We start from the raw sequence: 23,071 nt of genomic DNA, 5'->3' as shown, positions 1-23,071 counted from the left end.
TGCTCGCCCTGTGCCCGGCCGCCTCTTGAAGACCCCTGAAACGGGAGCAGAACTGTGTCGTTGCCACCGCTGGTAGAGCCGGCAGCCGAGCTGTCCGTCGACGAGGTGCGTCGTTACTCGCGCCATCTGATCATCCCCGACGTGGGGATGGCCGGTCAGAAGCGTCTGAAGAACGCCAAGGTGCTCTGTGTGGGCGCCGGAGGTCTCGGCTCACCCGCGCTGCTGTATCTCGCGGCCGCGGGCGTGGGCACGCTGGGCGTGATCGACTTCGACGTCGTCGACGAGTCCAACCTGCAGCGCCAGGTCATCCACGGCCAGTCCGACGTCGGCCGTCTCAAGGCCGAGAGCGCCGCCGCCAGCGTCCGGGAGATCAACCCGCTGATCGACGTGGTCGTGCACAACGTCGCGCTGAGCACCGACAACGTCATGGAGATCTTCTCCGGGTACGATCTGATCGTCGACGGCACCGACAACTTCGCCACCCGCTACATGGTGAACGACGCCGCGGTGCTGCTCGGCAAGCCGTACGTCTGGGGCTCGATCTACCGCTTCGACGGCCAGGCCAGCGTGTTCTGGGCCGAGCACGGCCCCTGCTACCGCTGCCTCTACCCCGAGCCCCCGCCCCCCGGCATGGTGCCCTCCTGCGCCGAGGGCGGCGTGCTCGGCGTGCTGTGCGCCTCGATCGGCTCCATCCAGGTCAACGAGGCCATCAAGCTCATCGCCGGCATCGGCGAGCCGCTGGTCGGCCGCCTGATGATCTACGACGCCCTGGAGATGAACTACCGCTCGGTCAAGGTCCGCAAGGACCCCGAGTGCGTGCTCTGCGGCAAGAACCCGACGGTCACCGAGCTGCTCGACGACTACGAGGCGTTCTGCGGCGCGGTCTCGGCCGAGGCCCAGGAGGCCGCCTCCGGCTCCACGATCAGCGCGGCCGACCTCAAGGCCATGCAGGACGCCGGCGAGGACGTCTTCGTCGTCGACGTCCGCGAGCCGAACGAGTACGAGATCGTCTCCATCCCCGGCGCCGTGCTCATCCCCAAGGGCGAGTTCCTCAACGGCTCCGCGCTGGAGCGGCTCCCGCAGGACAGGAAGATCGTCCTGCACTGCAAGTCCGGCGCCCGGTCCGCCGAGTGCCTGGCCATCGTCAAGAACGCCGGCTTCTCCGACGCCGTCCACGTGGGCGGCGGCGTGCTGAGCTGGGTCAAGACGATCGACCCGAGCCTGCCGACCTACTGATCCGACAGGGGGCGGCGTCGTCCCGGCGGCCCGGTGGCCGCGGGCGACCCCGGCCCAGCGGCCGCCGTACGGGCGGCCGCCCTCCGTACGACCGCCCGGCCGCGCACCCCGCGCGGCCGGGCGGTCGTCGTTTCCACGGGTTCCACGGGTTCCACGGGTTCCGTGGCGGTTCACGCTTGCATTTGTGGCGGTTCGCAGTCGTCCGACCGCATTAAGGTCAATGCGTGAGCGGGATACATGATCGGCGAGGACGCGCCTGGCCGACGCCGGTCATCGCCTCGCTGCTCACACTGGCCTGCGCGATCGTGGCCGCGGTGGCGGCGAGCACCGCCGCGGCCGAGCTCACCCGCGGGCCGACCCCCGCGGAGCTGGAGCGGGCCTCCCTCGGCGAGCTGGCCCGGCGCTGGCGGTCCTGGCCCGCCGGACGGATCTTCCCCGGCACCGTCGGCTACGCCGCCGAACAGGGCGGACGGGAGAGCGCCCTGCGCGTGGGCATCTCACCGGAGACCCGGTGCGACCGGGCGGTGGACGCCGCGCTCCGCGGGGCGCTGCGCCGGGCGGGCTGCCGGGGGATCCTGCGCGCCACCTACATCGACGGGCTCCAGGGGGTCGTCGTCACCGTCGGCGTCGCGGCCTTCGGGACGGAGCAGGGCGCCACCGTGGCGGAGGCGGCGCTGCCCAGGGGCGGCCTCCCGGCGCCGGGACTGCGGGCGCTCGCCTTCCCCGGCACCGTCACCGACCGGTTCGGTCAGGACGAGCGGCAGGGCGGCCTGGCACGGCGGGCCGGGCCGTACCTGGTGCTGGCCACGTTCGGGCAGGTGGACGGCAGGCCCGCCCGCGCGGCCGGGATCCAGCGGCCGACCGTGTTCTCCTTCGCCGGCGACATCGCCGACCGGATCCTCGCCGACCTCGCCACGCCCGCGCGGCCGGACTGCGCCTCCGGGGAGTGGCGGTGCTGAGGCGCGCGGCCCCGGCGGTCGCGGTGCTCCTCCTGGCCGCGGCCGGTACGGCGGGGCCCGCCGGCGCCGCCCGCGCCGACGACGTGCGGACCGCCCAGGAGCCGGTGCTGCGGACGCTGGACCTGCCGAACGCCTGGCGGACCTCCAGGGGCGAGAACGTGACGGTCGCGGTGCTCGACTCGGGGGTGGACGCCGCCCACCGCGACCTCACCGGCTCGGTGGTGCGGGGCAGGGACTTCACCAGGGGCGCCAACCCCCCGGGCGTCGCCCCCGCGCGGCTGCACGGCACCTACATGGCCTCGCTCATCGCCGGGCACGGGCACGGTCCCGGCGGGGCCGACGGGGTCGTCGGCGTCGCGCCGGAGGCCGAGGTGCTGTCGGTGCGGGTGATCCTGGAGGACGAGGAGCCGGGCTTCCAGCGGTTCAACACCGCCGCGCGGTTCGAGAACGTGGTCGCCAGGGGGGTCCGGTACGCGGTGGACCACGGCGCCGACGTGATCAACATGTCCATCTCCAAGGAACTGGCGACGAAGGAGGAGCGGGCGGCGGTCCGCTACGCGATCTCCAAGGGGGTCGTGCTGGTCGCCGCCGCGGGCAACGACGGGGGCCGGGAGTCCGCCGGGACGGGCTACGCCCCCTACTCCTACCCGGCCGCCTTCCCCGGGGTCGTCTCGGTCGCCGCGGCGGACCGGAGGCTGCGCCGGGCGTCCTTCTCCAACCGCAACCCCTCGGTGCTGCTGGCCGCGCCCGGGGTGGACGTCCTCGGCGCGGGCCCCGGGGACGAGTACTGGGTGGGTCGCGGCACCTCCCAGGCGGCTGCGCTGGTGTCGGGCGTCGCCGCGCTGATCAAAGCGAAATATCCCCGTATGTCGCCCGCGCTGGTGGCGCAGGCGCTCACCGCCGGAGCCACCCGGCGGCCGAGCGGCGGCTACGACACCGGCCTGGGGTTCGGGGTGGTCAACGCCTCCCGGGCGCTGGCCGAGGCCGCCAGGATCCACCGCCACACCCTGACCGCCGGGGCGGGGGCGGTCCAGGACCCCGCGCGCCCGGTCGGCCGCGCGGCCGGACCGGTCCAGGTCGTCCGGCGCGACCGGGACAGGATCAACCTGTACGGGGGGATCGCGGGGGCCGCGGGACTGGGGGCCGCCGCGTCCCTGGCGGTGCTCGCCGTCTCCGCCCGCGCCGTACGCCGCCGCCGGACGGCCCTGCCGGTCCCGGACGGCGCGGACGCCCTGACCGCGCCGGGGGGCGGCGCGCGACCGGCTCCGGACGGCGGGGAGGGGGCGGTCCCGGACGGCGCGGACACGCGGGCGGTCCCGGACGGCGCGGACACGCGGGCGGTCCCGGGTGGCGGGGAGGCATAGGGCGGCGGGGCCCGGCGACGTAGCATCGAAGTATGTCGATGCCCGGGGGTTCGCAGGAGCCGCGGCGGCGCCTGACGGCCCCGGCGTCCGGCGCCCGCGGCGGGTGGCCGCCGCCCGGCTCCCGGACGTCCGCGGCCGGAGGACGGCGGGCTCCCGCCTCCGCCCCGGCCGTCCCCCGGCGGGTCCGCCCCTGGCCGGCCGCGTCCCGCGACCGGGCCGCCACCGAGCGCGCCGCGCTGGCGGCCCTGGAACAGGGAGTGCGGTTCCGCGCGGTCTTCCTGCTCCTGGCCGGGCTGATCCTGGTCATCGCCATGACCGACGTGCTGATCGGCGCGGCCGGGCTGGTCCACGAGAGCGGATCGCGCCCCCTCACCCCCGCCGAGCAGGACCGCTACGTCAAGGACGAGATCGCCGGGCGCTGGCACACCTGGCCGGCGACCCTGGTCTTCCCCACCGAGCTGCAGTACGTCGGCCTGGGCGGGGCGCAGCAGTACGCCCGCCGGATCGGCCTGGCGCCCGAGGTCCCCTGCCGGGCCGGCACCGACGCCCCGGTCGGCGCGACCCTCGCCGAGCAGGGCTGCCGCACGCTGCTGCGGGCCACCTACGCCGACCAGACCTCGACCTTCGTCATCACCGTCGGCGTCGCCGTCCTCGGCGACGAGGAGCGGCGGATGGCGGCCACCTCCCGGCTGGCCGTCGACGACCGGGTGGGGGTGCGGCCCGTGGCGTTCCCCGGCACGGCCGCCGCACTGTTCGGCGCGGCCCAGCGCCAGCGCAACGCCTGGATCGGGGTGGGCCCCTACGTCGTGTTCCTCACCGCCGGATACGCCGACGGGCGCACCCGGGAGGCGGTCGCGCCGGAGGAGATCCTGCACAGCGAGCTGTGGCCGGTGGCGCAGTCGGTCGCCGGGCGCATCGCCCGGGCGCTGGGCGACGAGCCCAGCGCCGTTCCCCAGTGCACCCAGGGGAACGTGTGCTGAGGCCGGGCCGGACGCGGGTGGCGGGCGCCCTGGCCGCGATCTTCCTGCTGGTCCCCGCGCCGCCCGCCGCCGCGGAGGCGCCGCTCCCCGCGCCGCGGGCCGCCGCGGACGTGCTGCTCCCCGTACCGCCCGCCGCCGCGGACGTGCGCCGGGACCAGCGCTGGGTGCTGCGGGTCCTCGACGTCGAGCGGGCCTGGAAGGTCACCCGGGGCGCGGGGGTCACCGTCGCCGTGGTGGACAGCGCGGTGGACGCCGGGGTCGCCGAACTGCGCGGCAGGGTCGTCTCCGGGCCCGACATGGGATCCCCCGAGAGCGTGCTCCAGGACAGCCCCGAGCCGGGCATGCACGGCACCGCGATGGCCTCGCTCATCGCCGGGGCTGGCAAGGGCGACGGCGGCCTGCTCGGCGTCGCGCCGGAGGCCGGGATCCTCTCGCTGCCGCTGATCCCGCGCGAGGACGAGGACGGCGAGGGCGGGATCGCCGCCGCGCCGCCCAGGGTGGAGCGGCGGCAGGGCGCCGACAGCACGCTGGCCCGCGCGATCCGCTACGCCGCCGACCACGGGGCGAAGGTCGTCAGCATGTCGCTGGGCGCCTACGGGCCGCACCGGGCCGAGCGCGAGGCCGTCTCCTATGCCCTGTCGCGGGGCGTGGTGCTGATCGCGGCGGCCGGGAACGACGGCGGATCCCCCTACACCGCGCGCCACGGCACCTCCTTCTGGAGCTTCCCGGCCGGATACTCCGGGGTCATCGGGGTGGGGGCGGTCGACGCCCGAGGCGAGCCGGCGCCGTTCAGCAGCGACAACCTGTCGGTCGCGGTCGCCGCGCCGGGGGTGGGCGTGCCGGTGGCGCTCCCGGGCGGCGGGTACGGCACGTCGGAGGGGACCAGCGCGGCGACCGCGCTGGTGGCCGGGGTCGCCGCCCTGATAAAAGCGAAATATCCGGATCTGCCGCCCTATCTCGTGTCGCGGGCCCTGACCTCCACCGCCGCCTCCCCGCCCACCGCCGGATACGACGACCACGTGGGGTTCGGCGTGGTCGACGCCGCGGCGGCGCTGACCAGGGCCGGGGAGCTGGCGGGCGTCCGCGCCGAGGCCGGGGGGCCTCCGGGCGACCACTTCGGCACCGGCGCGCAGGCCCCGGCGCCGGAACGGCCCGGCCCGGACCCGCTGCGCCTGTGGCTGTACGGCACCGGCCTGCTGACCGGGGTGCTGGCCTTCGCCGGGGCCGCGGTGGCGCTCAACCGGCGGCCCGCGCCGTCCGGCCGAAGCGGCTCCGGAGGATCGGGCGGCCCCGGTGATCCGGGCGGCGTCCCCGGCTCCGGGGGGCGGGGCGGACCGGCCCGTCCTGGCGGATCCGGCGGCCCTCCGTGGCGGCGCCGGCCGGGGTGGCCGGGACCGCGGCGCGGACCGGAGGGGTGAGCGCCTCCAGGAGACGGTTCGAACTCGATTCGAACGCGGTTTGGACACCGTTCGGACACTCTTCGTGCGCGGTACCGTCCGAACTTCGGATCTCCGGCACGAAGGCGATCAAAGGTTCGCTAAGGTCGCCCCTCATGGGGTACGAGTTGCGCGTGGAGCGCCCGGCGCCTCTCGCCTTCGCGGAACTCGCGACTGTGCTGGGGCAGGCGGGGTTCGAGTTCCGCGGTTCACAGGAGAAGGGCGAGGTGCTGGCCCGCCACGCCGACGGCCTGCACGCCGTCGCGGTCTGGGACGGCGGCCTGTCCGGCGCGCCCGGGTCCGACTGGCACGTGGCCCAGCTCGCCCGGGTCTCGACGCTGCTGAACGCCAGCCTGGTCGGCGAGGACGGCGAGACCTACGCGATCCGCGAGGGCCGTCTGGAGCAGCTGAACGGCCCGGCGTCCTACGAGTTCGGCAAGGTCGACGAGATCCTGGCCGCCGGACCGGCCGCATGGAGCCGGTAGGCCACCCGACACCGTACGCCGAGCGGGTGCTCGACCTGGTCGAGCGGATCCCGCCGGGGATGGTCATGTCCTACGGCGACGTCGCCGAGTATCTCGGTGAGGGCGGTCCCCGGCAGGTCGGCCGGGTGATGTCCCTGTGGGGCGGCGGCGTGCCCTGGTGGCGCGTCGTGCACGCCGACGGCACCCCGCCGCCGGGTCACGAGCGGCGGTGCCTGGAGCACTGGCGCCGGGAGGGCACCCCGCTGCGGGGTTCGGCTTCCCGCGCGGACATCCGTACGGCCAGATGGGATGGCACGCCCAGAAATCGGGCGTAATCGACGTCCGCGCGCCCACTACGATGGCGTAGGACAGCGATCTGTCCGAAAGGCGGTGCCTCCCCCCAATGGCCACCGGCGTCACACCCGCGCGGGCAGGCGGCGATCCCGTCGCCGACCGCCTGAAGGTCGTCCAGGATCTCTGCGATCGCGGGGAGCCCCTGGAATCGATGATGGCGACGGTGCTCGCCGAAGGGCTCACGCCCGCCCAGCGCCGCCGGCTCGACGCCGAGGTCCTGGCTGGCCCGCTCGGCGCCCGGCTGGATCTCGCGGTCAAGCGCGGCGCGGCCCGCAGGCGCGAGTTCGTCACCCTCGTCAAGCCGTACCTCGCCGGAGTGGACGCCAAGGTCAAGCGCGACCTGCCGGTGGCTCGCAGGATCGCCTTCCACCTGGTCGACACCCGCGCGGCGGACGATCTCATCGAGGGCGACACGCTCCAGAGGATCGTCGCGGCGGGCGCCGAGCCGTCGCGCCGGGTCCGCAGGAAGATGCGCTGGTACGCCGACCTGCCGTTCCAGGACGAGCTCCCGGAGAGCATGTTCCGGCTGCGCGCCGCCGACCTCGTCCCGATCACGCGGATCGAGGACATCTCCTGGTCGGGCGGACGGCTGCGGATCACCGGCCACGCCTACCTCGCGGGCCTGTCGGTCCGCGGTCCCCGCTTCAACCACGCCACCGTCGTGCTGCGCGGTCCCCGCTGGCTGCCGCCCGTACGGCTGCGCACCCGCCGCGTCCTCGACCCCTCGGCGACCCACGGCGCCGCCGAGGCGGGCTGCAACTACGACTGGTCCGGCTTCGTCGCCGAGCTGCGTCCCTGGTCGCTGCGCTGGCGCGCCGGGGCGCGGACCGTGCTGCGCGGCGGCAGGCGGCTGCTGCGCCGCCGTTCCGTCGTGCGCGACACCACGACGTGGCGCGCGGAGATCGTGATCTGGAGCCGCGGCGCCCGCGCCGTCGGCCTGCTGCGCGGCCCCTCCACCGGCCGCACCGAGCGGCCCGCGGGCCTGGACATCGGCGGCCGCCGGTGGATCCGCCCGGTCTGGACCTCCGACCGCGCCCTGCAGGTCGCGCTGCAGCCCACCCGGGCCGAGCTGACCGGGGTGACGCTGGACGGCGACCGGCTGGAGCTGAGGGTCTTCCTTCCCGGCACGCAGCACGCCAGGGGCAACGCGCGGCTGGACGGCCACCGCATCGCCGCGGACTTCACCCCCGTCGAGGGCGGCACCGACGTCGTCGTGCCGCTCGCCGTACCGTCCCTGCTGCAGGAGCGCGACGGCGGCAGGCTCTGGGTCGAGCCCAAGGGCGAGCCCGCGGCCCCGGTGATGCTGGGCGGCGCCGCGGAGAGCCGCTCGGTGATCGGCGAGCGGGAGATCACCGTGCTGGGCGACCGGCGCGACCGCGTGTCGGTCTCCGCCCAGCGCGTCCGCCCCGTCGTCTCCGAGGCGGCCTGGTCCGCGGACGGCACGCTCACCCTCGCCGGCACCTACCCCGCCGCTCCCGGCGCGGTCGAGCTGAGCCTCAAGCACCGCACCGGCCTGATCCACACCGTGCCGCTGGAACGTGACGGCGAACGCTTCACGGTGCGGTTCGCGCCCGCCGCGATGCCCCGCTTCGCCGGGACCGTCTCGCTGGCGAGCGGCACCTGGAGCATGGCGGTCCGCGACCCCGGCGGGAAGATCGTGCCGGTCCGCACCGACCACGCCCTCCTCGGCTCGCTGGACGAGGAGACGAGGATCCGCGACGGGCGGGAGTACCGCCTGGTCTCCACGCGGTTCGACGTCCCCGTGCTGACCGTCGCCGAGCACGTGCCCGACGACGAGAAGGGCGCCGGCGGCCTGTACGCGCTGCAGCGCACCTTCTATCCCGCCCAGCGGGCCATGGAGCCGACCGACGCGACCGTCTACGTCTCCTACGACGGCCGCCAGTACGAGGGCAACGTCCGCGCGGTCTACGAGGAGCGCGTACGGCGCGGCGACGACCGCGAGCACATCTGGGTGGTCAAGGACGGCGCGTTCGTCCCGCCGGGCTCGGCCGAGCTGGGCTTCGGCCCGGACATCCGCCCGACGGTGGTCCGCTCCGGCAGCCGCGAGCACTACGCGGCGCTCGCGCGCTCCCGGTACGTCGTGGCCAACGGCTTCCTGCCGCCGTGGTTCCGGGCCCGTGAGGACCAGACGGTCGTGCAGACCTGGCACGGCAGCCCGCTCAAGCGTCTGGGCAACGACCTGCCGCACATGTCGCGTGACCCGAAGCCGGCGGCCTGGCACCGCCAGGCGGCCGAGGTGCGCGGCTGGGACCTGCTGATCTCGCAGAGCCCGTGGGCCACCCCGATCCTGCGCAAGGCGTTCGGCTACCGCGGGGAGATCCTGGAGAGCGGCTACCCGCGCAACGACGTGCTGTCGTCCCCCGACCGGGACGAGGTCGCCGCGCGGGTGCGGCGCGAGCTGGGCATCGCCGAGGGCTCCACCGTGGTGCTCTACGCGCCGACCTTCCGCGACTACGACCGCAGGAACGCCTCGGTGAAGCTGAACCTCGCCGAGGCGCGGCGGGTCCTCGGGGAGGGCCACACGTTCCTGGTCAGGGGACACCCGATGCAGGCGGCGCCGAACGTGTCGCGCGACCTCGCACTGGACGTCACGACATATCCGGAAGTGACGGATCTGTTGTTGATCGCCGACGTGCTGATCACCGACTACTCGGCCATCATGTTCGACTTCGCCGCGACCGGCCGTCCGATGCTCTTCTTCACCTACGACGCGCAGCGCTACTCGGCCAAGCGGGGCCTGTACCTCGACCTCGCGGCCGAGGTCCCCGGGCCGCTGCTGACGACCGCCGCCGAGGTGACGGAGGCGCTGCGGACGATCGACGAGGTGGCCGCCGCGCACGCCGACCGCTACGAGCGGTTCCGCCGCACCTACGCGCCCCGCGACGACGGCAAGGCGACCGGCCGGGTGGTGGACCACGTCTTCGGCGGCTCCTGACACACGGGGGCCGGGCCGCGGTGAGGCCCCGGTCCACGGGTCCCGCTGTTCCCCGGCGGGGCCGGTGGGATCCGGCCCGGAAGGCCCGCGGGGCGCTCCGGTGTCCCGCGGCGTCCCGGCTCCGGTGAGATCTTCAGACATTCTGTGAGATTTCCGACGGCCCCCGGCTGCCGGGGAGCGTCCCCTCCGAGGTCCGGCGGGGTCCTCCGGGCGGCCCGCCCGCCGCCGCGGCGTCTTTCACCGTGCGACTCGCGCCGACTCGGCACGATCATCGTCCGGGATCTGGTGGAATGACGAGTTGTGAGTGGTCAGGGTTGGCGTCTGGTACGTCGTGAGGGCGCGGGGAAGGCTGTTGCCCCCGTGCTCGACGAGCACCAGCGTGCGGTGGTGGCGCATGGGAGCGGCCCGCTGCTCGTGCTCGCCGGACCCGGCACCGGCAAGACCACCACGATCGTGGAGAGCGTCGTCGACCGGGTCGAGCGGCGGGGCGCCGACCCCGAGCGGGTGCTGGTCCTCACCTACAGCCGCAGGGCCGCCGAGGAGCTGCGCGAGCGCATCACCGCCCGCATCCGCCGTACGACCCGCACCCCGCTGGCGATGACCTTCCACTCCTACGCCTACGCCCTGCTGCGCCGCGAGGCCGTCCTCGCCGGACGGGTTCCGCCGCGTGTGCTGACCGCCCCCGAGCAGCTGCTGGAGATCCGGCGGCTGCTCCACGGCGAGCTGGAGGACGGCGCCCTCCAGTGGCCCGAGGACATGCGCGAGGCCCTCGCCACCCGCGGCTTCGCCCAGGAGCTGCGCGACTTCCTGGCCCGCGCCACCGAGATCGGCCTCGGCGGGCGCGACCTCGTCGAGCTGGGCCGCACGCACGGCCGCCCCTCCTGGGTGGCCGCCGGGCGGTTCGCCGACCGCTACCACACCCGGTTCGACCTCGACGCCGAGCCGGTGCTCGACTACGCCGACCTGATCCGCGCCGCCGCCGCCCTGCTCGCCGAGCCCGAGGCGCGGCTGCGCGAGCGGTCCGCCTACGACGTCGTCTTCGTCGACGAGTACCAGGACGTCGACCCGGCCCAGGAACTGCTGCTCCAGCAGCTCGCGGGGGAGGGCCGCGACCTCGTCGCGGTCGGCGACCCCGACCAGTCGATCTACGGCTTCCGCGGCGCCGACGTGCGCGGGATCATGGACTTCCCCGACCGGTTCCGCCGCGCCGACGGCTCCGGGGCGCCCGTCCTGGCGCTGCGCGTCTGCCGCCGCAGCGGCCCGGAGCTGCTCCGGGCCACCCGCCGCGTCACCGCCCGCCTGCCCTCCCCGCTCGGCGGCGCGGCCCACCACCGTGACCTGCGCGCCCTGCCGGACGCCGTCCCCGGCGAGGTCCGGGTCGTGGTGACCGACGGCGCGACCCAGGAGGCCGCCGTCGTCGCCGACACGCTGCGCCGGTCCCATCTGCTGGACGGCGTCCCCTGGTCGAGGATGGCGGTGCTGGTCCGCTCGGCCACCCGCCAGCTCCCGCTGCTGCGCCGCGCGCTGGTGAGCGCCGGGGTGCCGGCGGTGGTCGGCGGCGGGGAGGTGCCGCTGTTCCAGGAGCCCGGCGTGCGGCCGCTGATCCGGCTGATCCAGGTCGCGCTCCACCCGGAGAACCTCGACGAGGCCATGGCCGAGGAGCTGCTGACCGGCGCGCTCGGCGGCACCGACATGATCGGCGTGCGCCGCCTGCGCAGGGCGCTGCGGATCGCCGAGCACGAGGCGCTGCTCCACCCCGACGAACGCGACGTCCCCGGTGGCGACCTGCCCCGTGACGACGACGCCCCCGGCGACGACCCGTCCCGCGAGGACGACGTCCCCGGCGATGACGCGTCCGGCGATGACGCGTCCGGCGATGACGTGCCCGGTGGCGACGCGCGTGACGACGTGGTCCGGAGCGGCACGACGCCCGACGGCGACCTGCCCGGCGGCGGCGCGACCGGTCCGCGGGACGGCGACGCCGACGCGCCGGAGGGGGACGGGCTCCCGATCCCGCTGGAGGAGCGCGAGGCGCCGGCGCCCCGCTCGTCCGGTGAGCTCCTCGTCGCCGCGCTCAAGGACTCCCGGGAGCTGGTCCGGGTCGAGCCGCACGTGGCGCTGCCCGCCGAGCGGGTGGCCCGCCTCATCGCCGGCGCCACCGAGGCCGTACGGCGCGGCGGCACCGCCGAGGACGTGCTGTGGACCGTCTGGAAGACCACCGGCCTGGCCGAGAAGTGGACCGAGACGAGCCTCTCGGGCGGGTTCCGGGGCGCCATGGCCGACCGTGACCTCGACGCGGTGGTGGCGCTGTTCGACCACGCGGCCAAGTTCGTCGACCGGCTCCCGCACGCCGGCGTCGAGGTGTTCGTGGAGGACCTCGTCTCCCAGGAGATCCCCGGAGACTCCCTCGCCGAGCGCGCCCCCGACGCCGACTCGGTGCGCATCCTGACCGCGCACCGATCCAAGGGCCTGGAGTGGGACGTGGTGGTCGTCGCCGGCGTCCAGGAGGGCGTCTGGCCCGACCTGCGGCCGCACGGCCCGGTCCTGCGCACCGACGACATGGTCGCCCGGGCCCGCGGCTCCGAGAACGAGAGCCCGTCCGCCGTCGCCGCAGCCCTGACCTCCCAGGTGCTGGCCGAGGAGCGCCGCCTGTTCTACGTCGCGGCGACCCGGGCCAGGAAGCGGCTCGTCGTCACCGCCGTCGGCGGGGAGGACAGCGAGGAGCGCCCCTCCCGGTTCCTCACCGAGCTGGTGCCCGGCTCGGGCGAGGACGTCGGGATCGACGAGCGTTCCCGCTGGCTGAGCATGTCGGCGCTGGTCGCCGACCTGCGCTCGGCGGTGACCGACTCGACCCGGCCCGCCCCGCTGCGCAGGGCCGCCGCCGAGCACCTGGCCCGGCTCGCCGTCGCCGGGGTTCCCGGCGCGCACCCCGACGAGTGGTACGCCCTGACCCCGGTCTCCGACGACCGCCCGCTGAACTGGCCCGACGGCATCGTGCGCATCTCGCCCTCGGCGGTGGAGAACTTCACCAAGTGCGGCCTGCGCTGGCTGCTGGAGACCTCCGTCGGCGCGGGCGGCACCGACGCGGCCCGGGGCCTGGGCACGGTCGTGCACGCCCTGGCCGTGCTGGCCGCGACCGGCATGCCGAGCGAGGAGACGCTGGGCAAGCGCCTGGACGACGTCTGGGGCGAGCTCGACTTCGGCGGCCTCTGGTACAACCGCAAGCAGCGCCGGGTGGCCGAGGAGATGGTCGCCAAGTTCCTGCGCTGGCACCGGGAGAACCCCCGCGAGCTGGTCGGCCTGGAGGAGGCGTTCGTCGCCACGCTCGCCGACGGCGTGCAGATCAAGGGCCGGGTCGACCGCGTCGAGCGCGACGCCGACGGCCGGGCGGTGATCATCGACATCAAGACGGGCAAGAACGGCCCCAAGGACGCCGACCTGGACCGCCACCCCCAGCTCGGGGTGTACCAGCTCGCCGCGCTGCTGGGCGCCTTCCAGCGGCACGGGATGACCGAGCCCGGCGGGGCGGCCCTGGTCCAGGTGGGCGACGCGGCGGGCAAGAAGGACGCCAAGGAGCAGATCCAGCGGCCCCTGGCGGAGGACGCCGACCCCGGCTGGGCCCGCGACATGGTCGAGACCGTCGCGACCGGCATGTCGGGTCCGTTCTTCCAGGCCAAGGTCAACGACGGCTGCCGTACGTGCGCCGTGCGGTCGAGCTGCCCGGTCAGCAAGAACGGAGACCAGGTGTGCTGAGCCGTACCACCCGGCGCGGGGCCGCGCCGCGCCGTTCCCCGGCGTCCCGCGCCACGCCGTGCCGTGTCCGGGAGCGCCGCGTCGCGCCCGGCCGGGCCGTACCGCGCGGGGGCGCCGCGTGCTGAGCCCGATCCAGCTCGCCGAGAAGCTGGGCGTCCTCCCCCCGACCCCGGAGCAGGCCGCGGTGATCGAGGCCGGTCTGGAGCCGATGGTCGTCGTCGCGGGCGCCGGGTCCGGCAAGAGCGAGACCATGGCGGGGCGGGTCGTCTGGCTGGTGGCCAACGGCCTGGTCCGCCCCGACCAGATCCTCGGCCTGACCTTCACCCGCAAGGCCGCGGGCGAGCTGGCCCACCGGGTCCGCGAGCGCCTGGCCGGCCTGGTCGCCGCCGCGCAGGTCCCCGCCGAGCTGCTGGAGGGCGAGCCGACGATCTCGACGTACCACGCCTACGCGGCCCGGCTGGTCACCGACCACGCCCTGCGTGAGGCGCTGGAGCCGACCATGCGCCTGATCAGCCCGGCCGTCTCCTGGCAGCTCGCCCAGCGGGTGGTCAGCGGCTACGACGGGCCGATGGAGCAGATCGAGTGGGGCCCGGCCACCGTCACCCGGGCGGTGCTGGAGCTGGCCGGCGAGCTGGCCGAGCACCTGCGGACCCCGGCGGACGTGCGGGAGGTCGGCGCCTGGCTCACCGACCGCTACGGAGAGCTGCCCGGCTCGCCCACCCTGGCCCAGCGCCGCCCGCTGGTCACCCAGCGGGCCCGCGAGCAGCTCCTGCCGCTGGTGGAGGCGTACGGCAGGCTCAAGCGGCGGCGCGAGGTCGTCGACCACGGCGACCAGATGGCGCTGGCCGCCCGGATCGCCTCCGGCCACCCCGAGGTCGGGGAGATCGAGCGGGGCCGGTTCGCCGTCGTCCTGCTGGACGAGTACCAGGACACCAGCCACGCCCAGCTCGTCCTGCTGCGCGCGCTGTTCGGCGGCGGTCACCCGGTGACCGCCGTGGGCGACCCCTGCCAGTCCATCTACGGCTGGCGCGGCGCGTCGTCGGGCAACCTCAGCCGCTTCCCCCGCGACTTCCGCACCCCCTCCGGGGAGCCGGCCCCGGTCAGGTTCCTGTCGGTCAGCTTCCGCAACGGCGACGCCGTGCTGGACGTCGCGGCCCGGGTGCAGCTCCCGCTCCGGATGGAGTCGCGGGACGTGCCGGTGCTGGTCCCGGGCGGCAACCGCGTCCAGCGCGGCCGGGTGACGTGCGCCTTCCACGAGACCGCCGACGACGAGGCCGAGTGGGTCGCCGCGGAGATCTCACGGCTGCTGGGCGGCGAGAGCGCGCCCGACGGCCTGCCGTGGGGCGACGGCGAGCGCAGGAAGGCCAAGCAGAGCGCCTGGGGCGGCCCGCAGTGCCTGCAACCCCACGACGTGGCGATCCTGGCCCGCAAACGGTCGCAGTTCCCCGCGCTGCGCCGGGCGCTGGAGGCCCGCGGCATCCCGGTCGAGGTGGTCGGCCTGGGCGGGCTGCTCGCCGTACCGGAGGTCGCCGACGTGGTGGCCACGCTGCGGGTGGTCTACGACCCGTCGGCGGGCGACGCCCTGGTGCGCCTGCTGTCGGGTCCGCGCTGGCGGATCGGCCCGGCCGACCTCAAGGAGCTGGGCGACCGGGCGCGCGAGCTGAACCGCGAGCACCGGGAGGAGTCCGAGGGCCCGTCCGCCGGGTCCGATCCGCTGGACCAGGTCGTGGCCGACCTCGCCGAGGAGCGCGGCAGCCTGGTCGACGCCCTCGACGAGCTGCCCGAACGCCCCGAGTGGCAGGAGGCGTTCTCGCCGCTGGCCCGGGTGCGGCTGCTCGCCATGGCCCAGGAGCTGCGGACCCTGCGCGCCCACACCGGTCAGCCGCTGCCCGACCTGATCGCCGAGATCGAGCGCAGGCTCGGCCTGGACATCGAGGTGGCGGCCCGGGGGACGGCCGTCGGCCCGTTCGCCTCCCGCGCCGACCTCGACGCGTTCCTCGACGCCGCCGCCCGGTTCGCCGGGGACTCCGAGGACCCGACGCTGGGGGCCTTCCTGGCGTTCCTGAAGGCGGCCGACGAGGAGGAGAACGGCCTGGACGCAGGCCGGGTGGGCGAGAGCAACAGCGTGAAGCTGATGACCGTCCACGCCTCCAAAGGCCTGGAGTGGCCGGTCGTCGTGGTGCCCGGAATGTCGCAGGCGCTGTCCAAGGCCGGGACGCTCACCGTGGGAACGATCTTCCCGGCCCGTCCGACGACCAGTCCCCGGTGGACGGAGAACGCCCGCAAGCTGCCCTACCCGTTGCGCGGCGACGCCTCGGACCTGCCCCGGCTGACCGGGCTGTCGAAGGAGGAGCTGGGCGACTTCGACGAGCGCTGCCGCGACCGCGACCTGCTGGAGGAGCGCCGCCTGGCCTACGTCGCGGTGACCCGCGCCCACTACCTGCTGATCGCCTCCGGCTACCGCTGGGGCACCGGGTCCAAGCCGCTCCTGCCGTCCGAGTTCCTGCTGGAGATCCGCGACACCTGCGGCCGGGTGGCGGCCTGGGCGCCCGAGGCGGCCGAGGACGCCGTCAACCCGCTGCTCGCCGAACCCGCCGAGTCGGCCTGGCCGGTCAGCCCCGACGACGCGCGCTACGCGGCCGTTCTCGACGGCGCCACCCTGGTCGAGGCCGCCCTCGCCGCCCTCACCGGCGGCGACGCCCCCGCGGACCCGTCCGGCCGTACGGCGGGCGGGCCCGGTACGACGGGCGGCTCCGAAGCCGGTACGGCGGACCCGTACGTGCCGCTCGGCGACATCCCCCTCCCACCGGAGGACGAGGAGGTCCCCTTCCCGGACGCCCCCTGGGACGTCCCGGAGGACGCGTGGGACGCCTCCGGCGGCGCCGCCCCGGCGGATCCGGAGTCCGCAGAGGCCGGGGAGGCCGGGGAGGCCGCGGGGGCCCCGGGTGTTACGGAGAGTTCCGGCGGAGGGCTCGCGGCGTCATCCCCGGACGCGCGGGAGGACGCGGCGGTGACCATCGCCGACCAGGCCGCCCACCTCGCCGGGTTCGGGGACGACCCGGGCAACCGGCACGCCAGGACCCTCGCCGAACTGCGCGGCTGGGACCGCGAACGGGCCAGGGCGTGGGCGCGCGACACCGAGCTGCTGCTCAGGGAGCGGGAGACCAACCGGCGGCGCGGCGGCGGCCGGGTCGAGCTGCCCACCCACCTGACCGTCTCCTCCCTGGTCACGCTGGCCTCCGACCCCAAGGCCCTGGCCCGGCGGATCCGCCGTCCCGTGCCGCGGAGGCCCGCGCCGCTGGCGCGCAGAGGCACCTCCTTCCACAGCTGGCTGGAGTCCCGCTGGGGCCAGCAGCGGCTGATCGACGAACTCGACCTGCCCGGCGCCTTCGACGACGGCTTCGAGGAGGCCGACGCCCGCCTGGAGGAGCTGCGCGCCCGGTTCGAGGAGAGCGAGTGGGCCTCCCGGGAGCCGATCGAGGTCGAGGTGCCGTTCGAGACGATGATCGCCGACCGGCTGGTCAGGGGCCGGATGGACGCGGTGTTCCAGACCCCGGACGGCCACTACGAGGTCGTCGACTGGAAGACCGGCCGCCGCCCCGAGGGCCGGAAGGCGGAGACGTCCGCGTCGGTGCAGCTCGCCGCCTACCGCCTGGCCTGGTCCCACCTGGCCGGCGTCCCCCTGCCGGCGGTGAGCGCCGCGTTCCACTACGTCAGGTCCAACGAGACCGTCCGCCCGGCCGACCTCCTCGACGAGCGCGGCCTGGCCGCCCTCATCGAGTCGGTCCCCGCCATCGGCTGACACTCCGCCCCGGGTCTCCGCGGTGTTCGCGGAGGACCCGGCGTGTCCGGCGACCGGCGGAGACGACGGCCGCCGTGGGCGCGGCGGGGCGTCAGGACTCACCGGGCTCCGGGGAGCTCCCGGCCGGCCTGGGGCCGGGGCCTCATCCCGGCGAGGAGGGCGTCGAGGATCCGGTCGACGTACTCATGGGTCAGTTGCTCCTGGGTGATCAGGAGCTGGAAGTACAGCGGGCCGGACAGGACCGCCATCGCCAGGTCGAGGTCGAATGCGGGCGACAGCTGGCCCCGGTCGCGGGCCGTCTTCAGCCGGGCGACGGTCTTGTCCGCCTGCGGGGTGATGAAGCGCTCGTTGAGCGTGGCGGCGATCCGGGGATCGTGCTGGGCCTCGCCGACCAGGGCCTTGAACAGGGGTCCGAAGGGCGGCCTGCCCAGCAGGTCGACGGCCGCGTAGATCTGCGTGCGCAGGTCGGTGACGAGGTCGCCGGTGTCGGGGTAGTCCAGGCCGGGCTCGTTCAGCGACAACAGCGAGTCGAGCAGCAGGGCTCCCTTGGACGGCCATCGGCGGTAGATGGTCTGCTTGCTGGCACCCGCGCGGGCCGCGACCGCCTCGATGCTCAGCTTCGCGTAGCCGATCTCCTGGCCGAGTTCCAGTGTGGTCCGCATGATGGCCTCGGTCCGGTCGGCGCCGCGACGGTGGGGAGTGTCGGTCATGCCGCCACTTTATCGGTACGGAACGGTCCGTACTTGACATTGGATCCTGGCTTGGAAATCATTCCATCGGTACGGTACGTTCCGTACAGATAAGAACGGTCAGGCTGAAGCCCGTCCCCAGGGACCGCGAGCGGGTGCGCCCCACCCCGGCGCGTCCGACGCCCGGTTGACCGGGTCTGACGTTCCTCACCACCTCATCGGAAAGACGATGCTCTCGTGATACCCGTTCCCGCCGACCCGACCGTGGTGCACCCCATGCCCGGCCAGCCGCGCCTGGTGCTGCTGAAGCCCCTCATCACCTCGCCGCTGATCGAGGCCGGGGAGTTCTCCTACTACGACGACCCCGACGACCCGGCCGCCTTCGAGACCCGCAACGTGCTGTACCACTACGGGCCGGAGAAGCTGGTCATCGGGAGGTTCTGCGCGCTGGGCGAGGGGGTGCGGTTCATCATGAACGGCGCCAACCACCGCATGGACGGCCCCTCGACGTTCCCCTTCCCGATCATGGGCGGCTCCTGGGCCGAGCACTTCGACCTCATCACCGGCCTGCCCGGACGGGGCGACACCGTGGTGGGAAACGACGTCTGGTTCGGCTACCGCTCCACGGTGATGCCCGGCGTCCGCATCGGCCACGGCGCGATCATCGCCTCGGGCGCCGTCGTCGTCGAGGACGTCCCCGACTACGGCGTCGTCGGCGGCAACCCCGCCAGGCTCATCCGCCGCCGCCACAGTGACGCCGACATCGCGCGCCTCCTGGCCCTGGCCTGGTGGGACTGGCCGCTGGAGCACATCACCGCTCATATCCGCACGATCATGTCCGGCAGCGTCGACGACCTGGAGAAGGCGGCGCCCGCGCGGATGTGACCGCTGCTCCCACCCGCCGTTGACATCCCCTTCACCACAGAATCGAGTTGCCCGATGTCTGCTCCGTCCCATCCCGGCTCGTTCACCGACTGGCTCGGCGACCACGCCGCCCCGCTCACCCACCTCGACCCGGAGGCGCCGCTCGACGACCTGGAGCCGCTGCGCGAACTCGTCGGAGCGGCCCGCGTCGTCGCGATCGGTGAGAACTCCCACTTCATCACCGAGTTCTCGCTCATGCGCAGGCGCATCCTGCGGTTCCTGGCCGAACGCTGCGGCTTCACCGTCCTGGCCTTCGAGTACGGCTTCAGCGAAGGGTTCCCGCTGGACGCCTGGGCCCAGGGCGAGGGCCCCGACGACGAGCTGCGGGCCCGGCTCGCCGAGGCGATCCCGGTCGGGGTCGGCGAACCGCTGCGCTGGATGCGCCGGCACAACGCCTCGGCCAGGGTGCCGGTGCGTTTCGCCGGGATCGACGTCCCGGCGGCCGGTGGGTCCCTGCTGCCCGCGCTCGCCCCGGTCGCCGACTACCTGCGCGAGGCCGATCCCGAGGTCCTCCCGATGATCCAGGAGGCGATGCGGATCGCCGAGTCGTTCGCCGGCGCCTCCGCGGCCTCGGCCGCACCGGCCTGGACCCGCCTGACCGCCGCCGAGCAGGACGCCCTCAGCGCGACCCTGATGCGGCTGCTCATCCGCTTCCGCGCCGTCGAGCCGTTGTACGTCTCCCGCACCGGCCGGGAGGGCTACGACATCGCCCTGCGCCGCCTTGAGGCCGCCTGCGCCGCCGACTACGGTTTCCGCGCCATGGCCGGCCTGTTCGCCGGCACCGGCCTGACCGCCGACACCTCGGCCAGGGACGTCTACATGGCCGGGTCGGTTCTGTGGCACCTGGAACGCCTCGGCCCCGCCGCCCGCGTCGTGCTGGCGGCCCACAACGCCCACATCCAGAAGACGCCGGTCTCCTTCGACGGCCATCTCACCGGGCTGCCCATGGGACAGCACCTTCACCATGCGCTCGGCGATGACTACGTCGCCCTCGCCCTGACCAGCCCCGCCGGGCACACCGCCGACATGCGTCCCGACGAGGACGCGCGCTTCGGCTTCACCATCGAGGACACCGAGCTGCAGCCGCCCGAGCCGGGAAGCGTCGAGGCCGCCTTCGCCGAGGCCGGGCTCGGACTGAGCATCGCCGACCTCCGCAGGGCGCCCCGCGAGACCCCCGGCCCCGACCGCTACCGGATCCAGAGCGCCTACCTGCACACGCCCGTCCTGGACGCGTTCGACGCCGTCCTCACCACCCCGGTCTCCACCGTCGCCGACATCGAGGACTGAGATGCGACACATGAAGAACGCCGACGTGATCATTGTCGGAGCCGGCCCGACCGGCCTGATGCTGGCGGGTGAACTGAGCCTGGCCGGGGTGCGGCCGCTGGTGCTGGAGCGGCACCCGCACCGCCGCGACACCCCGAAGGCCGGAGGTCTCGGCGGGCAGATCCTGGAGCTGCTGCGCTACCGTGGCCTGCTGGAACGCTTCCAGGCGGCCTGCACCGGCCCCGTCCCGGCGCCCCGGTTCCCGTTCGGCGGGGTGCATCTGGACTTCACCCGGATGGCGGATCCGCCGCTGCACGCGCTGCCGCTGCCGCAGCAGTCGCTGGAGAGGCTGCTCGACGAACGCGCCGGCGAGCTCGGCGTGGACGTCCGGCGCGGGCACGAGGTCACCGGGGTGAGCCAGGACGACACCGCGGTGACGGTGGACGTGCGGGGCCCGGACGGTCCGTACCAGGTGAACGCCCGCTACCTGGTGGGCTGTGACGGCGCGCGCAGCGGGATCCGGGACCGGGCCGGCATCCCGTTCCCCGGCGTCACCTACCCGGAGGTCAACCGGCTGGCCCAGGTCACCCTGCCCGACGAGGTGACCGTGCTGGACAACGGCGATCTCGACGTCCCCGGCTTCGGCACGGTCCGCGCGGGTTTCACCCGCACGGACCGGGGCCTGCTCGGCGTCGGCTCCTCACCCGGCGCCCGGAGCGTCTCCCTCTACACCATCGAGGACGAGAGCACCGAGTACGACGACGACGTCCCGATGACGCTGACCGAGCTTCAGGACAGCATCCACCGCGTACTCGGCGCGCACCTGCCCCTGGCCGGATCGACGCGGCTGTCGCGCTTCACCTTCAAGGCCCACCAGGCCGAGCGCTACCGGGCCGGGCGCATCCTGCTGGCCGGTGACGCCGCGCATCTGTTCCCCGCCACCGGGGTGGCGCTCAACGCCGGCCTGCTGGACGCGGTCAACCTGGCCTGGAAACTGGCCGCGGAACTCCACGGCCGGGCGCCGGGCGGCCTGCTGGACACCTACCACGACGAACGCCACCTCGCCGGCGCCCGTACCATGCTGCACACCCGGGCCCAGGTGGCGTTGCGACGCGGGCACGACGAGGCCGCCGAAGCACTGCGCGAAGTGTTCTCCGAACTGCTCGCCGACGAACAACCGCTGCGCCGCATGGGAGCACTCGTCGCCGGAACCGACATCCGCTACCCCATGCCAGGCTCGGGCCACCACCCGCTGGCCGGAACCTTCGCCCCCGACCTCACCCTGCACACCGACCGGGGGATCACCGGCGTCGCCGGACTCCTGCACCCCGCCCGGCCCGTCCTCCTCGACCTCGCCGGCCGTACGGATCTGCGCGAGGCCGCCCGCGACTGGGGACGGCGCGTCGACATCCACACCGCCAAGACCGACCGGCGGCCCGCCGACGCCCTGCTGATCCGCCCGGACGCCCACATCGCCTGGGCCGCACCCGTCGATGAGCCCGCCGGCACCGCCGTACCCGCGCTGCGCGAGGCGCTCTCCACCTGGTTCGGCACACCCTGACGCGGCCCGGGCATCGGCGATCCCCGCCCCGGAGGCCGGGGAATCCTAGCTCGGTGGGAGGTCCCTGACGAACACGATCCCGTCGGTCCCGGCCAGGTGGGCCGGGTTCATCGGGATGTAGCCGAACCAGGGGGAGACGCGGGGGGCGGGTGGCGCGTCGCCGAGGACGGCGGTCAGCCGGCGGGGGTCGAGAAGGAGGCGCTCCTCCGGGAGCGTGTACAGGAGTCCTTCGACGGTGTCCGGGGGCGGGGCGTCCACTCCCCGGTGCCGGATCGTGCCGAGGACCGTGGCCAGGAAGGCGTACTCCCCGCCCAGGCGCGCGCTCAAGATCGAGCCGGAGCTCCACCACTCGAACGGCGCGTCCCCCATCCGCATCACGCTCCTGCCCGGCTGGAGATGAAGGTTGTGGGCGTGGACCAGCGCCGGGCCCCGCTCGGCGACGGCGAGGACGTTGGCGGCGATCATCGAACTCCGCAGGCCCAGCAGCCGCGCCATGCGGCCCGGCGAGGTGTCGGCCATCCAGTGGTGGTAGCGCAGCAGACCGACGGCGGCGCGCCCGTACAGGCGGGCCCGCTCCATCTCCTCCCGTGAGGAGGTCTCGGCGAGGTGCGGGGTCTGCGCGTCGAGCAGCGCCACCAGGTCGTCGGCGATCAGCCGCAGCTCCCCGGCCTCGGCCGACCGTCCCACGGACTCGGAGGGGTCCATCATCGTGGCGGGGTTCGCCCACCGCTCGTCGGCGCCGAGCAGGCGGTCGAGCGTCTCCGCGTCGCAGGGGAGCAGGTCCGCGTCCACCCGGGCCGCGAGGTGGCCGTGGAGCGCGGTGAGGGCCTGGCGGGGGCTCGCGGCGTGGCTGATCTCCAGCGGGCCGTCGAGACCGGCGAAGCGCACCCGCTCGGACGGCGACCGGCCTTCGTTGTACTCGCGCATCCAGCGCACGAGCTCACGGTTGCCCGGGGCGGCTCCCCACCCGTGGCTGAAGCCGCGTTCCATGACCTCGTCGAGGGTGCCGGTGCCCGAGGTGACGTGGTCGTCCACGACCAGGCCCATCAGGCAGTCGCTCTCGATCCCGATCGTCCGGTAGCCCTCCCGCTCGACGAGCTGCCGGAAGAGCTCGTTGCGCACGTCGAGCAGGACGTCCTCGCCGTGGGTGGGCTCGCCCAGCGCGAGCACCCGCGGCCGGGCGGGGAGCAGGCCCATGACGGCGGCGGCGTCGACGGCGTGGGCGGCGTCTTTCATGTCGTTGACCATGCCTTCGACGCTATCTTTGAACTCCCGGTTGGGACTTTTCCCCGAGGCGCCCGGCATCACGAGATGAAACCTTCAAAAC

General features: G+C 74.6%; 15 protein-coding genes. 13 read left to right on the top strand and 2 right to left on the bottom strand.

Annotation, left to right across the window (positions count from 1 at the left end; all coding sequences use genetic code 11):
* Positions 1-54 precede the first annotated feature (54 nt).
* The 10 genes from moeZ (at position 55) to ACFYSC_RS04250 (ending at position 17,304) form a co-directional block, all read left to right on the top strand.
* Positions 55-1,236, top strand: a complete 1,182-nt coding sequence (gene moeZ, locus ACFYSC_RS04295; RefSeq protein ID WP_362939277.1) for an adenylyltransferase/sulfurtransferase MoeZ — start codon at positions 55-57, stop codon at positions 1,234-1,236.
* Between the two features lie 224 nt (positions 1,237-1,460).
* The gene (locus ACFYSC_RS04290) at positions 1,461-2,195 is read left to right on the top strand and encodes a hypothetical protein (protein WP_389956460.1); all 735 of its coding nucleotides are present in this window, start codon (positions 1,461-1,463) and stop codon (positions 2,193-2,195) included.
* Entirely contained in the window at positions 2,189-3,559 is a 1,371-nt protein-coding gene (locus tag ACFYSC_RS04285; protein WP_389956457.1) for a S8 family serine peptidase, read from the top strand. The genes ACFYSC_RS04290 and ACFYSC_RS04285 overlap by 7 nt, the downstream gene beginning before the upstream one ends.
* 32 nt (positions 3,560-3,591) lie before the next feature.
* The gene (locus tag ACFYSC_RS04280) at positions 3,592-4,539 is read left to right on the top strand and encodes a hypothetical protein (protein WP_389956454.1); all 948 of its coding nucleotides are present in this window, start codon (positions 3,592-3,594) and stop codon (positions 4,537-4,539) included.
* On the top strand, positions 4,533-5,957 hold the full coding sequence (locus tag ACFYSC_RS04275; RefSeq protein ID WP_389956451.1) for a S8 family serine peptidase: 1,425 nt from the start codon (positions 4,533-4,535) through the stop codon (positions 5,955-5,957). Before ACFYSC_RS04280 ends, ACFYSC_RS04275 begins: the two co-directional genes overlap by 7 nt.
* Before the next feature lie 134 nt (positions 5,958-6,091).
* Positions 6,092-6,460, top strand: a complete 369-nt coding sequence (locus ACFYSC_RS04270; RefSeq protein ID WP_362939289.1) for a hypothetical protein — start codon at positions 6,092-6,094, stop codon at positions 6,458-6,460.
* On the top strand, positions 6,448-6,774 hold the full coding sequence (locus ACFYSC_RS04265) for an MGMT family protein (RefSeq protein ID WP_389956448.1): 327 nt from the start codon (positions 6,448-6,450) through the stop codon (positions 6,772-6,774). The genes ACFYSC_RS04270 and ACFYSC_RS04265 overlap by 13 nt, the downstream gene beginning before the upstream one ends.
* A 68-nt stretch (positions 6,775-6,842) precedes the next feature.
* Positions 6,843-9,749 (top strand): CDP-glycerol glycerophosphotransferase family protein, encoded by a 2,907-nt coding sequence (locus ACFYSC_RS04260; RefSeq protein WP_389956445.1) that lies wholly within the window; start codon positions 6,843-6,845, stop codon positions 9,747-9,749.
* Between the two features lie 360 nt (positions 9,750-10,109).
* The gene (locus tag ACFYSC_RS04255) at positions 10,110-13,502 is read left to right on the top strand and encodes an ATP-dependent helicase (protein ID WP_389956443.1); all 3,393 of its coding nucleotides are present in this window, start codon (positions 10,110-10,112) and stop codon (positions 13,500-13,502) included.
* A gap of 118 nt (positions 13,503-13,620) precedes the next feature.
* Complete coding sequence (locus tag ACFYSC_RS04250) at positions 13,621-17,304, top strand: ATP-dependent helicase (protein WP_389956441.1); 3,684 nt, start codon at positions 13,621-13,623, stop codon at positions 17,302-17,304.
* Between the two features lie 98 nt (positions 17,305-17,402).
* Here the strand turns inward: ACFYSC_RS04250 and ACFYSC_RS04245 are convergent, their stop codons facing one another.
* Positions 17,403-18,014, bottom strand: a complete 612-nt coding sequence (locus ACFYSC_RS04245; RefSeq protein WP_389956438.1) for a TetR/AcrR family transcriptional regulator — start codon at positions 18,012-18,014, stop codon at positions 17,403-17,405.
* Between the two features lie 255 nt (positions 18,015-18,269).
* Here ACFYSC_RS04245 and ACFYSC_RS04240 point away from each other — a divergent pair, with 255 nt between their 5' ends.
* Genes ACFYSC_RS04240 through ACFYSC_RS04230 form a run of 3 tightly spaced genes read left to right on the top strand, consistent with a single transcriptional unit; the run spans position 18,270 to position 21,744 of the window.
* Complete coding sequence (locus ACFYSC_RS04240) at positions 18,270-18,878, top strand: CatB-related O-acetyltransferase (protein WP_389957922.1); 609 nt, start codon at positions 18,270-18,272, stop codon at positions 18,876-18,878.
* Between the two features lie 54 nt (positions 18,879-18,932).
* The gene (locus ACFYSC_RS04235; RefSeq protein ID WP_389956435.1) at positions 18,933-20,204 is read left to right on the top strand and encodes an erythromycin esterase family protein; all 1,272 of its coding nucleotides are present in this window, start codon (positions 18,933-18,935) and stop codon (positions 20,202-20,204) included.
* A gap of 1 nt (position 20,205) precedes the next feature.
* Positions 20,206-21,744: an FAD-dependent monooxygenase gene (locus ACFYSC_RS04230; RefSeq protein WP_389956432.1), complete on the top strand. Its 1,539-nt coding sequence runs from the start codon at positions 20,206-20,208 to the stop codon at positions 21,742-21,744.
* Between the two features lie 45 nt (positions 21,745-21,789).
* Here the strand turns inward: ACFYSC_RS04230 and ACFYSC_RS04225 are convergent, their stop codons facing one another.
* Positions 21,790-22,992, bottom strand: a complete 1,203-nt coding sequence (locus ACFYSC_RS04225; RefSeq protein ID WP_389956430.1) for an erythromycin esterase family protein — start codon at positions 22,990-22,992, stop codon at positions 21,790-21,792.
* Positions 22,993-23,071: the final 79 nt, after the last annotated feature.

It is taken from the genome of Streptosporangium sp. NPDC004379 (genome assembly GCF_042873875.1).
Lineage (GTDB): Bacteria > Actinomycetota > Actinomycetes > Streptosporangiales > Streptosporangiaceae > Streptosporangium.
This window is presented reverse-complemented; position numbering and strand designations above follow the sequence as displayed.

Excerpts from the sequence above, each read along its gene's own strand:
- ACFYSC_RS04245 (WP_389956438.1), bottom strand. The coding sequence starts at position 18,014 with ATGACCGACACTCCCCACCGTCGCGGCGCCGACCGGACCGAGGCCATC.
- ACFYSC_RS04230 (WP_389956432.1), top strand. The coding sequence starts at position 20,206 with ATGCGACACATGAAGAACGCCGACGTGATCATTGTCGGAGCCGGCCCG.
- ACFYSC_RS04240 (WP_389957922.1), top strand. The coding sequence starts at position 18,270 with ATGCCCGGCCAGCCGCGCCTGGTGCTGCTGAAGCCCCTCATCACCTCG.
- ACFYSC_RS04270 (WP_362939289.1), top strand. The coding sequence starts at position 6,092 with ATGGGGTACGAGTTGCGCGTGGAGCGCCCGGCGCCTCTCGCCTTCGCG.
- ACFYSC_RS04260 (WP_389956445.1), top strand. The coding sequence starts at position 6,843 with ATGGCCACCGGCGTCACACCCGCGCGGGCAGGCGGCGATCCCGTCGCC.
- ACFYSC_RS04225 (WP_389956430.1), bottom strand. The coding sequence starts at position 22,992 with ATGGTCAACGACATGAAAGACGCCGCCCACGCCGTCGACGCCGCCGCC.
- ACFYSC_RS04280 (WP_389956454.1), top strand. The coding sequence starts at position 3,592 with ATGTCGATGCCCGGGGGTTCGCAGGAGCCGCGGCGGCGCCTGACGGCC.
- ACFYSC_RS04235 (WP_389956435.1), top strand. The coding sequence starts at position 18,933 with ATGTCTGCTCCGTCCCATCCCGGCTCGTTCACCGACTGGCTCGGCGAC.
- ACFYSC_RS04265 (WP_389956448.1), top strand. The coding sequence starts at position 6,448 with ATGGAGCCGGTAGGCCACCCGACACCGTACGCCGAGCGGGTGCTCGAC.